We start from the raw sequence: 11,700 nt of genomic DNA on the forward strand, positions 1-11,700 counted from the left end.
TAAGACCTTTTTTGTTAAGTTTTGTTTTTGCCACGGAGGCACTGAAAAAAAGCGTCGTCATCTCGACTGGAGCAAAGCGGAACGGAGAGACCTATCTCGAGACAGATTTCTCGGCTACGTTGCACTCCGCTCGAAATGACGGAGTTGGTTTAGGGGTAGCAAACTAATAAACCAATGCCCAATGACTAATGAACCTACTTATCCATCAACAAATTAACCAGCTCTTTTAACTCTTCTACTTCTAATTCCAGTTTTTGGATGCGGTTTTCCAATTCTGTGGTATCAAAACTTGGTGCTGCAAGGGTTTCGGTTTCTGCTTCGGAGGTGGTTTCTGCCTGCTCGCCCAAAAGGTGAACAAAGCGGGCTTCCTTTTGTCCGGCTTTTTTAGTCAGCTGTTTTACGAAAGCAGGTTCATCATCCGATAGTTTCTGAAGCTGCTCTAATACTTCTTCAATGCTTTCAAATTCGTATAAGCGACCCGAGTTGCTGTTGATTTCTCCAGGAGTTAACGGTCCGCGCAAAAGTAAAAGACAGATAATGGCCAGTTCCGAAGGCAATAATGGATAAACTATCGCCAGATTATGCTTGTATTTTGTGGCGCGGCTCGATCCGCCTGTAGCGGTTGAGATGAGGCCTTTTATTTTAAGTTGGTTTAAGGTTAAGGTAATTGTTTCCTCATCGTAATTTACTACAGGATTTCTTGAACTTTTTTGGTTACAGGCAGCAGTTAAGCTGTTCAAAGTCATTGGATAATAATCGGGCGTGGTGCGGCTTTTTTCTATTAAAGCGCCTAAAACGCGTTGCTCTTCTGCGGTTAAATCGGGGAGTGGTTTTACGTTGTCCATTTTATAAAAATATAAATTGGATGAACATTATGGAAATTATTTTGTTAATGATTTATTTCTAGTGGGTTATCTCAAATATTGTTAGATAGAACAATTCTAAATTTCTGATTTACTATCATTTAAACTTTAGAATTACGAACTTAGAAAAACATCCTAAAGCTAATCTCATTCAAATATGAAACCTTCTGATCAAAAACCAAATCAGGGCGATAGCAGACGCGATTTCCTTAAAAAAAGTTCCGTAATTACGGCTATTGCCTTAACGCCGGGCATCGCGGTTAAAGCAGCTGAAAACAATGCCGATGAACGTTTCGCCGAGCTTTTTGAGAAAATTCCACTAAATCTGACTGTAAATAATAAAACATATAAAGCATCAGTAGAGCCAAGGGTAACCCTTCTGGATTACCTGCGCGAAGAACTGCATTTAACCGGAACCAAAAAAGGCTGTGACCATGGTCAGTGCGGCGCCTGCACCGTACACGTAGATGGGCAGAGGGTAAATTCCTGTTTAAGTTTAGCGGTGATGAACGAAGGAAAGAAAATTACCACGATAGAAGGTCTGGCCGATGGAGATACCTTACATCCGATGCAGGCCGCTTTCATCAAACATGATGGTTTTCAATGCGGTTATTGCACATCCGGACAGATTATGTCGGCGGTGGCCTGCATCCGCGAAGGACACACCAGTTCGAGGGCCGAAATCAGCGAATACATGAGTGGCAACATCTGCAGGTGTGGTGCCTACCCGAATATTGTTGATGCCATTGTGGATGTGAAGGAAGGAGGGGCAAACGTATGATCAATTTTCAATATTTAAGAACAACCTCGGCCAAATCGGCCATTGCGCTATTGCTAAAAGATAAAAGTGCTAAATTTTTAGCTGGCGGTACTAACCTGATCGACCTGATGAAAAGGGGTGTTACTGCACCCGAAAAACTGATCGATATCAATCACATTCCCTTAAAACAGATTGAACAGATTGGAAATAAAATCCACATTGGAGCCTTAACAACCAATACTGCCGTTGCAGACCATGCTTTGATCAAAGAAAAACTGCCATTGCTTTCGTGGGCTTTACAGGCCGGTGCTTCGGCGCAATTGCGTAATGTAGCCACGGTAGGAGGAAATATGATGCAGCGTACGCGTTGTGGTTATTTTTACGATACCGAAATGCCCTGCAATAAACGTCAGCCGGGTACAGGTTGTGGCGCAATGGAAGGTTTTAACCGTATGCATGCCATTTTTGGTACTTCCGAAAAATGTATTGCCGTGCATCCAAGCGATATGTGTGTTGCCTTAACCGCTTTAGATGCCGAAGTGGTGCTGGCCAATAGCAAAGGCGAGCGGAAAATAGCTTTTAAAGATTTCCACCGCCTGGCGGGAGATACCCCACAGCTAGACAATAACCTGAAAGCAAATGAAATGATTATCCGACTGGAAATACCAGTGAATAATCTCGCTAAAAACTACTATTATTTAAAAGTACGCGACCGTGCTTCTTATGCTTTTGCACTCGTTTCGGTTGCAGCTGCTTTTGAATTGAACAATAATAAAATTACCGACATCCGTTTGGCTATGGGCGGTGTAGCTCACAAACCATGGCGTTTAACGGCGTCCGAAAATTTCCTTAAAGGAAAAGAAGCTACCTTGTCGAATTTCGAACAGGCAGCAGAACTGGCCATGACGGGTGCTAAGGGTTTTGGCGAAAATAATTTCAAGCTTAAACTGGCACCCAATACAATTATCGAGGCGTTAAATCTTGCAAAATCGAAAGCTTAATTATGGAAAAGCGCATGTTAAAAGAAGATACCGACCGCGTAGATGGCATTTTAAAAGTTACGGGAAAAGCTAAATATTTTGCAGAATACGAACTCCCCGGCTTAACTTATGGGGTATTGGTAACCAGTACCATTACTAAAGGAAAAATTACCGGCCTCGATACAAAAGCTGCAGAAAATGCACCTGGCGTTATTGCTGTGATTTCGCATTTAAACAAACCATCGGCAACTGCTTACGAGCAGGAAGGTGGTCCGCAGATGAAGATATTTTATACTGATAAGATATTTTATAACGGACAACCGATTGCTATCGTAGTGGCCAATACCTTCGAAAGGGCTACTTATGCGGCCTCTCTGGTAAAAGCAACATATGCGAAAGAAGAATTTAATACTGATTTTGCAAAGGCTTTAAAAGATCCGAAGGCAAAAAAACTACAAGGGCAGGCCGATTATAAACGAGGTGTGGAAAATGCTTATAAAACTGCCGAAGTAAAACTCGAAGAACGGTATTTTTTGCCAATTGAAACGCATAACCCAATGGAACTGCATGGTATTATTGCCGATTGGCGTCCGAATAATCAGGTTACTGTTTATGCCAAAACACAGGGTGTAAAAGCTACGCAGGGCACCATTGCCAACGTTTTTAAAATCCCGATGGAAAATATTCAGGTAAATTCGGAGTTTGTGGGAGGTGGTTTTGGCATGGCTTTGCGTACCTGGCCATTGGAAATTGCAACGGTAATGGCTTCGAAACATATTGGCAAACCGGTAAAAGTGGTGATTACCAGGATGCAGATGTTTACGATGGTAGGTAACCGGCCTGCGGCTATCCAAACCATTGGTTTGGGGGCAGATAAAGATGGTAAATTAACCGGCATTACACACCGGGCTTATGGCGAAACTTCTACTTACGAGAACTTTACCGAAGGCGTGGTAAATATGGCGAAGTTTATGTACCAATGCGATAACGTAAATACTTCTTATGCCATTGTTCCGGTTGATCTTGGTGTGCCGATCTGGATGCGCGGTCCTGGTGAAGCCACAGGTGCTTTTGCTCTGGAAAGCGCTATCGACGAAATGGCACATGCACTGGATATGGATCCATTGGATTTTAGGATCAAAAACGATCCTGAAACCGATCAACAAAAAAATAAACCTTTTTCAAGTAAGAATATTAAGGAAGCCTATAAAATTGGTGCCGAAAAAATTGACTGGAGCAACCGTAAAAATAAACCGGGCAGTTTGGTTGAAGGACCATGGCAAACGGGTTATGGCGTAAGTGTTGGTGTATTTAATGCCAACAGGGGTAAGGCCAGCGTTAAAGGCATATTAAAGGCCGATGGATCGCTGCTTTTACAAAGTGCAACAAGCGATATCGGCCCCGGAACAGGTACCGGTATGACGTTAATTGCCAATAAACTGATGAAAATTCCGGTGAATAAAATTACTTTCGAACTGGGCGATTCTTCTTTACCTCCTGCGCCTAGTCAGGGTGGTTCCGCAACATTATCTACCGTCGGGTCTGCTGTTAACGATGTATGCGTGGCTTTGAAATCGGCAATTGCCGAGCTGGCAGCAAATTCGAATATGGATGCCACTGCTAATTTTGTGGAGGTATTAAAAAAGAACAATTTACCTTCTATAGAGGTAACCAAAGAAAGCCAGAGCGGTAAGGAAAAGGATAATTATTCAATGTATTCCTTTTCGATCCACTTTGTGCAGGTAAAAGTTCATGCTTTAACCGGAGTGGTAAAAGTGAGTAAAATCGTTTCCGTTGGCGATTCGGGTACGATTGTGAGTCCGAAAACAGCGCGGAGCCAGATGCTGGGCGGTGCGGTAGGTGGTATTGGTATGGCTTTAACAGAAGAATCAATAATCGATCACCGTTACGGAAGGTACATCAATAACAATTTTGCCGATTATCATGTTCCGGTAAATGCTGATGTGCCGGAAATTGACGTCAATTTTATCAATAAACCCGATCCATATATCAACCCGATGGGCGCAAAAGGAATGGGCGAAATCGCGTTGATCGGTTTTTCTGCAGCGGTTGCCAATGCAGTGTTTAATGCCACTGGTAAAAGGATCAGAACCTTGCCGATTACGCCAGATAAGGTGTTAGCTTAGGTCTGTGCAGTATCCATAGTATATAAACCCGATCGAAAGCGGTATTCCCATTTTTCATCGGAATTTAGCAAAGAGCGGGACGAAAACCTTCTATGGAAAACCGAACCCTACATTTTCTGGAAATATTTGCCATTTTTGAACAATTAAGAAAATCACTATAAATTTTAAACCTGCGATATTTGCGTGTAATAGCGTAATTGCAACAATATGGCACCTGCCGAAATGAACCCGCGCTGACAAAGCTTAATGCTTAATCTTCTAGCTTTGAACAAAATTTAAAATAGATATGATAGCTGCAAAAGGATACGCTGTGCATAGCCAAACCGATAAATTGGCTCCATGGAATTTCGATAGAAGGAATGTTGGGCCGAAAGATGTATTAATAGAAATTTTATTCAGTGGTATTTGCCATTCTGATATCCACCAGGTAAGGAGCGAATGGGGACCAGCAAGGTATCCGATGGTTCCGGGACACGAAATTGTTGGCCGTATTACCGAAGTAGGATCGCAGGTTACCAGGTTTAAAGTTGGCGATTTGGCCGGAATTGGCTGTATGGTAGATAGTTGTAAAGAATGTCCTACCTGCAAAGGTGGTCAGCAGCAATTTTGCGAAAAAGGCGAAACTGTTTGGACATATAATAGTGTTGAACGCGATAAAACCACACCAACCTATGGCGGTTATTCGAACAAAATCGTTTGTACCGAAGAATTTGTAGTGCATGTTTCAGATAAATTACCTTTAGCAGGTGTTGCACCGTTATTGTGTGCAGGTATTACTACTTATTCGCCGATTAAGCGTTGGGGAATTACAAAAGGCCATAAAGTTGCAGTTTTAGGTTTGGGTGGTTTAGGTCACATGGCCGTTAAATTTGCGGTTGCCTTTGGTGCCGAAGTAACGGTTTTTAGTACTTCTCCATCAAAAGAGGCTGATGCCAGAAATTTAGGTGCACATAATTTTGTAATTACCAAAGATCCGGAGCAATTGAAACAATATGCCAAACATTTCGATTTCATTATCGATTCGGTATCTGCACCGCACGATTATGAGATGTATTTCAAATTGTTAAATGTAAACGGGGTACACATTTGTGTAGGGATTCCCGCAGAACCTATAAAATTTCCAGGCTCGGGTTTAATGCACGGTAACAGGGTTTTAACGGCCTCGAGCATCGGTGGTATTGAAGAAACACAGGAAATGCTTGATTTTTGTGCCGCACATGATATAGTTTCGGATGTGGAAGTGATTAATATCAACTATGTGAATGAAGCTTACGAGCGTGTATTGGCCAGTGATGTAAAATACCGTTTCGTAATTGATATGGATACTTTATAGTAGAATTACAGAAGTCAGGTTTTGAAAACTTGCCCGAAGTATCGTCCTTTCGACCGCAGTGGAGAAATCTTTTAAATTTAAATAACTTTACCCAAAGATCTTTTTCCCGAACGTTCGGGACTGCGCTACAGTCGAGATGACAACCATTCTATTAGAATTTGTTAATGATAGCGTAGTCGAAAACCATTTTTACGCAATAATAAAAGTTTTTGACTACGCTCTGTGTGATAAAAAGGCTACTACTATTCAGGTTTTAGGAAATCAATATTTCTTCTAAGTCCTGCAAATTTGGTGCGTTTTACGGCCGATCCTTTAAAAACCTTTTTAAATACATCATCCGTAATTTCAGTTAAATCTTTCGCACTTAAATCCAGCAGTCCGCTTTCAGGTTTAAAAGCATCTTCATTATGTGCTTTCGAAAATCGGTTCCATGGGCAAACATCCTGGCAGATATCACAACCGAACATCCAGTTGCTCATTTTATCTTTAAACTCATTGGGAATTTCATTTTTGAGCTCAATGGTAAGGTAGGAGATGCATTTGGTGCCATCCACAACCTGCGGCGCAATGATCGCATCAGTAGGACAGGCATCTAAACAACGGGTACAGCTTCCGCAATAATCGGCCTGGTAAGGATGGTCGTAATCCAGTTCGAGGTCGACAATCAGTTCTGCAAGGAAGAAAAAAGAACCATTGGTTTTACTGATCAGGTTGGAGTTTTTTCCGATCCAGCCAATGCCCGATTTTTTTGCCCAGGCACGGTCTAAAACAGGAGCAGAATCTACAAAAGCCCTTCCCGAAACCTCGCCGATGTTCTCCTCAATAAAATGGGTGAGGGCTTTCAGTTTATCTTTAATTACCGTGTGGTAATCCTGTCCGTAAGCATATTTCGAGATTTTTGGTGCATCCGGATCTGACTGTTTTTCTTCGGTGTAATAATTTAAAGATAAGGAAATTACCGATTTGGCGCCTTCAACCAGAAGTGTAGGATCAAGGCGTTTATCGAAATAATTTTCCATGTATTTCATTTCTCCGTGATGATTTTGATTGAGCCATTTTTCGAGCCTTGGCGCTTCTTCTTCCAGAAATTCAGCCTTGGAAATGCCGCAAGCCATAAAACCCAAACGAAGGGCTTCATCTTTAATCAACTGGCTATATTTTGCAAAATTGTTATACACCGGACTGCAAAGATAAGGCTTAGGATTTAAAACATTTTCATTAATCACTTGTTCTAAATACAGAAACTAAATTAATTGATTATCGCGCTTCCTGATCTGGATTTCAGCTGAAAGGAAGGGCTTTTTAAAGATAAGATATGGAAAACATCGATCCACAACATACGGAATCAGGAGAAGCTCCGAAGCCGATTGAAAAAGATTACGAAAGTCATAAAGAAGACCCGGGACCAGCTAAACCAGCGGTAACCGAAAAGGATGAAAACGGCGCCGGACAAGCCTTGAAATGGGTATTGCCAATCGCCGTAATTATTGGCCTGATTATATGGTTTATAATGAGAAAGTAATTAGCTTTAGATTAAAATGAAAATGCCGGCTCATTAATTTGACCGGCATTTTTTATGGCTGTTATTTTAAGAGTTTAACCTGGTAAAGGTCTTTCCTCCGGTCTTTTAATACTTTTACAGTTCCGTAATGATGCAATTCGTCGAGTAAATGTAAATCAACATCTACTACCAGAACCATTTCGGTATTTGGCGTAGCTTCTGCTTTAATGGCATTTGTTGGGAAAGCAAAATCAGATGGTGTGAAAACTGCGGATTGTGCAAACTGGATATCCATATTATTTACCTTTGGTAAATTACCAACACAGCCCGCAATGGCTACATAACATTCATTTTCTATTGCCCTGGCCTGTGCACAATGACGAACACGGGTATAGCCATTTTGGGTATCGGTTAAAAACGGGACAAAAAGAATCTGCATGCCTTGATCGGCATAAATGCGGCTTAATTCAGGAAATTCTACATCGTAACAGATTAAAATACCCACCTTGCCGCAGTCGGTATCGAAAACCTGAACCTTATCTCCGCCAATCATTCCGTAGTATTTCTGCTCGTTAGGGGTAATGTGGATTTTCCTGTATTCATCTATTTTACCTGTGCGATGGCAAAGATAAGTGGCATTGTAAAGTTTACCGTCCTCAATCAGCGGCATGCTGCCGGTAATAATATTGGTATTATAACTTAATGAGTATTCGTGCATTTTCTGTACAATTTCTTCCGTTTTTTCGGCAAGCTTGCGCATGGCCTCAATTTCCGGCAGGTGATTGTAAGGCTGGAGCAAGGGCGTATTAAATAACTCCGGAAACATCACAAAATCCGATTTGTAACCACTCAGTGCATCTACAAAAAACTCTACCTGTTCATAAAAGGCATCCATATTAGGAAATAAACGCATTTCCCATTGTACCAAACCCAAACGAATGGTCATTGCAGAACGTGCAGAAGCATCAATACCCTGATAATAAATATTGTTCCACTCAATTAACGTGGCATATTCTTTTGATTCTCTATCGCCGGGTAAATAGTTTTTTAATACTTTTCTAACGTGGAAATCATTGGAAATCTGAAAGGTAAGCGTTGGATCGTAAATTTCTTTAGATTTTACCTTATCAATGTATTGTCGTGGACTAAGTCGATCTGCATATTCATGGTACCCGGGAATCCTTCCACCTGCAATAATACTTTTAAGATTTAAGCTTTCGCAGAGCTCTTTCCGGGCTTCATATAACCGTCTTCCTAAACGCAAACCACGAAATTCGGGGTGAACGAAAATCTCAATTCCGTAAAGTGTATCCCCGTTCGGATCGTGTGTGGAGAAAGAATAATCACCTGTAATCAGTTTGTAGGTGTGGCGGTCTCCATATTCATCATATTCTACAATAATAGCCAATGAGCAGGCGACCACTTTATCGTCAACGGCGATACAAAGCTGTCCTTCAGGAAATATATTTAAAAGTTTAGCGATGCTTGATTTTGGCCAGATGGAACCGCCCATACTGTCGTATGCCTGAAGCATAGATTCTTTTAAGTCTGCGTAATCCTCGAGCGTTAGCTTACGTAATTCAATATTCATAATGTTTGATTTCTACTTTAATGAACACAGAAAGGGCATAAATGTTCAGATGGATTTGATTTTTTAAGCAGATCGTCATTGCGAACTGAAGCTCTGGACTAAGTAGATATTTCTTAGTGTTGTCGTCATCTCGACCGCAGTGGAGAGATCTTTGAATTCAGCTAAATAGATTTCTCCATTCCGTTGCACTCCAGTCGAAATGACGACCTAACCAGGGATTGCAAAGTTATTAAAACAACTTACCCATTTGCCCCGGATAATTCTTCTTTGAATTCAGGTAAATAGATTTCTCCATTCCGTTGCACTCCAGTCGAAATGACGACCTAACCAGGGATTGCAAAGTTATTAAAACAACTTCCCCGTTTGCCCCGGATAATTTTTCTTTAAATGTTTATAGGCTGCTTCTGTAACCTCACGGCCACGTGAAGTACGCATAATATACCCTTCTTGGATCAAAAATGGTTCGTAAACCTCTTCAATAGTGCCTTCATCTTCTCCAACGGCCGTTGCAATGGTTTTTAAACCCACCGGGCCACCTTTAAACTTATCGATAATGGTAACCAGAATCCTGTTATCCATTTCATCTAAACCGTGTTCATCTACATTCAGCGCATCTAAAGCGTAACGGGCAATTTCAGTATCGATGTTTCCATTTCCTTTAATCTGCGCAAAATCCCTCGTTCTGCGTAAAAGTGCATTGGCAATACGTGGTGTACCGCGACTACGGCGGGCAATTTCGTAAGCACCCTCATCACTGATGGGGGTTTTTAATATTTCGGATGAACGTAAAACGATGGTAGTCAGTAGTTTAGCGTCGTAATACGCCAGGCGGGCATTAATGCCGAAACGTGCCCTCAAAGGAGCAGTTAACAAGCCTGAACGCGTTGTTGCACCAACAAGGGTAAAAGGATTAAGCGATATCTGTACCGAACGGGCATTCGGACCGGTTTCGAGCATAATATCGATCTTAAAATCTTCCATGGCCGAATAAAGATATTCTTCTACCAGAGGCGATAAACGGTGAATCTCATCAATAAAAAGAATATCACCTTCATCAAGACCAGTTAACAGCCCCGCCAAATCGCCGGGTTTATCTAAAACAGGACCTGAAGTTACCTTAATTCCGGTAGCCATTTCGTTGGCGATGATATGGGATAGGGTGGTTTTGCCCAATCCCGGAGGGCCATGTAAAAGCACATGATCTAAAGCCTCACCACGAAGTTTTGCCGCCTGAACGAAAATTTTCAGGTTCTCCATCACTTTTTCCTGTCCCGTAAAATCCTCAAAAGCCTGCGGCCTCAACACCCTTTCAATATCACGATCGGTGGGGGTTAAGTTGTTTGCTTCAGGATCCAGATGCTCATTCATACAGCAAATATAAAATTTAATGCTAAAAAAATTAGGATTTTTTAAATTTATCCGAAACAACCAGCTCTTTCGATCCTGCGGTATATTGATAAAAGCCTTCGCCGCTTTTGGCACCTTTTTTACCTGCAGCAACCATATTTACCAGTAAAGGGCATGGCGCATATTTCGGGTTTCCAAAACCATCGTGCAAAACTTTTAGAATGGCTAAACAAACATCCAGCCCAATAAAATCGGCTAGTTGGAGCGGTCCCATTGGGTGCGCCATGCCTAATTTCATTACAGTATCAATCTCATACACACCGGCTACGCCTTCATAAAGGGTATAAATGGCTTCATTAATCATGGGCATTAAAATGCGGTTGGCCACAAAACCAGGGTAATCGTTTACTTCTACAGGTACTTTTTCCAGGCTTTGAGAAAGCGACATGATCGTGCTGGTGGTTTCATCACTGGTGGCATAACCACGGATGACTTCGACCAGTTTCATTACCGGAACAGGATTCATAAAATGCATCCCGATTACTTTATCGCCCCGGCTGGTTACCGCAGCAATCTGTGTAATGGAAATGGATGAGGTGTTGGAGGCGAGAATGGCATGAGCCGGAGCATGTTCATCTAAATCTTTAAAGATTTTTAACTTCAGTTCTACATTTTCGGTTGCAGCTTCTACCACTAAATCGGCATGTTGAACACCATCTTTTATAGAAGTGTAGGTGCTAATGTTTTGAAGCGTATTTGTTTTCTGTTCTTCGGTTAAAGTCCCTTTGGCAACTTGCCTGTCGAGGTTTTTTCCAATCGTTTCTATGGCTTTATCTAAAGCAGATTGGTTAATGTCGATCAGGTTTACCTGATAATTAAATTGTGCAAAGGTATGGGCAATGCCGTTTCCCATGGTACCAGATCCTATAACTGCGATTTGTTTCATCTTTTAACGGATTTAAAAAAGCGAATTTACTTATTTGTATCTGAGTTCCGCCAATCTTTGCCTATTATAAAATTAAGTCGGCTTAAAGGTTTTGATGCACGAATTTATTCTCTTTTAGGGTTAATTTTAGTTTGAAAGCTGGTTTTGGGCTTCGTTTGTGTTTTTTTTCTGGTGTTTTTGGATTTGTATTTATTTTTATTTGTGGTTTTGGGTATAAATATTGGGTTTTCGT

At 41.4% G+C, this 11,700-nt stretch carries 10 protein-coding genes; 5 read left to right on the forward strand and 5 right to left on the reverse strand.

What is annotated here, in order from left to right; genetic code table 11:
- Positions 1-194: 194 nt before the first annotated feature.
- Positions 195-845 (reverse strand): YceH family protein, encoded by a 651-nt coding sequence (locus ACTJKC_RS18485; RefSeq protein WP_440794212.1) that lies wholly within the window; start codon positions 843-845, stop codon positions 195-197.
- 175 nt (positions 846-1,020) lie between these two features.
- Between ACTJKC_RS18485 and ACTJKC_RS18490 the strand changes: the two genes are divergently transcribed.
- From ACTJKC_RS18490 to ACTJKC_RS18505, 4 genes are all read left to right on the forward strand, one after another.
- Entirely contained in the window at positions 1,021-1,644 is a 624-nt protein-coding gene (locus ACTJKC_RS18490; protein WP_440794214.1) for a (2Fe-2S)-binding protein, read from the forward strand.
- Positions 1,641-2,624, forward strand: coding sequence for an FAD binding domain-containing protein (locus ACTJKC_RS18495; protein WP_440794216.1), 984 nt, complete (start codon positions 1,641-1,643; stop codon positions 2,622-2,624). Before ACTJKC_RS18490 ends, ACTJKC_RS18495 begins: the two co-directional genes overlap by 4 nt.
- Positions 2,625-2,626: 2 nt before the next feature.
- Entirely contained in the window at positions 2,627-4,750 is a 2,124-nt protein-coding gene (locus tag ACTJKC_RS18500) for a xanthine dehydrogenase family protein molybdopterin-binding subunit (RefSeq protein WP_440794218.1), read from the forward strand.
- A 286-nt stretch (positions 4,751-5,036) separates the two neighbouring features.
- The gene (locus ACTJKC_RS18505; RefSeq protein ID WP_440794219.1) at positions 5,037-6,083 is read left to right on the forward strand and encodes an NAD(P)-dependent alcohol dehydrogenase; all 1,047 of its coding nucleotides are present in this window, start codon (positions 5,037-5,039) and stop codon (positions 6,081-6,083) included.
- Positions 6,084-6,325: 242 nt separating this feature from the next.
- Here ACTJKC_RS18505 and queG read toward each other — a convergent pair whose 3' ends face one another.
- A complete protein-coding gene (queG, locus tag ACTJKC_RS18510) occupies positions 6,326-7,261 on the reverse strand; it encodes a tRNA epoxyqueuosine(34) reductase QueG (RefSeq protein ID WP_440794556.1) in 936 nt (311 codons plus the stop codon).
- Positions 7,262-7,398: 137 nt separating this feature from the next.
- On the opposite strand from queG, the gene ACTJKC_RS18515 reads away from it, so the two are divergent.
- Positions 7,399-7,605 (forward strand): hypothetical protein, encoded by a 207-nt coding sequence (locus tag ACTJKC_RS18515; RefSeq protein ID WP_440794221.1) that lies wholly within the window; start codon positions 7,399-7,401, stop codon positions 7,603-7,605.
- 61 nt (positions 7,606-7,666) lie between these two features.
- Here ACTJKC_RS18515 and ACTJKC_RS18520 read toward each other — a convergent pair whose 3' ends face one another.
- From ACTJKC_RS18520 to ACTJKC_RS18530, 3 genes are all read right to left on the reverse strand, one after another.
- Positions 7,667-9,175, reverse strand: a complete 1,509-nt coding sequence (locus ACTJKC_RS18520) for a bifunctional GNAT family N-acetyltransferase/carbon-nitrogen hydrolase family protein (RefSeq protein ID WP_344851021.1) — start codon at positions 9,173-9,175, stop codon at positions 7,667-7,669.
- 345 nt (positions 9,176-9,520) lie between these two features.
- Positions 9,521-10,543, reverse strand: coding sequence for a Holliday junction branch migration DNA helicase RuvB (ruvB, locus tag ACTJKC_RS18525; RefSeq protein WP_293308529.1), 1,023 nt, complete (start codon positions 10,541-10,543; stop codon positions 9,521-9,523).
- Positions 10,544-10,574: 31 nt separating this feature from the next.
- Positions 10,575-11,468 (reverse strand): 3-hydroxyacyl-CoA dehydrogenase family protein, encoded by an 894-nt coding sequence (locus ACTJKC_RS18530; RefSeq protein WP_440794224.1) that lies wholly within the window; start codon positions 11,466-11,468, stop codon positions 10,575-10,577.
- Between the last annotated feature and the right edge of the window lie 232 nt (positions 11,469-11,700).

Source organism: Pedobacter sp. 22226 (genome assembly GCF_052045455.1).
In the GTDB taxonomy this organism is placed as follows: Bacteria; Bacteroidota; Bacteroidia; order Sphingobacteriales; family Sphingobacteriaceae; genus Pedobacter; species Pedobacter jeongneungensis.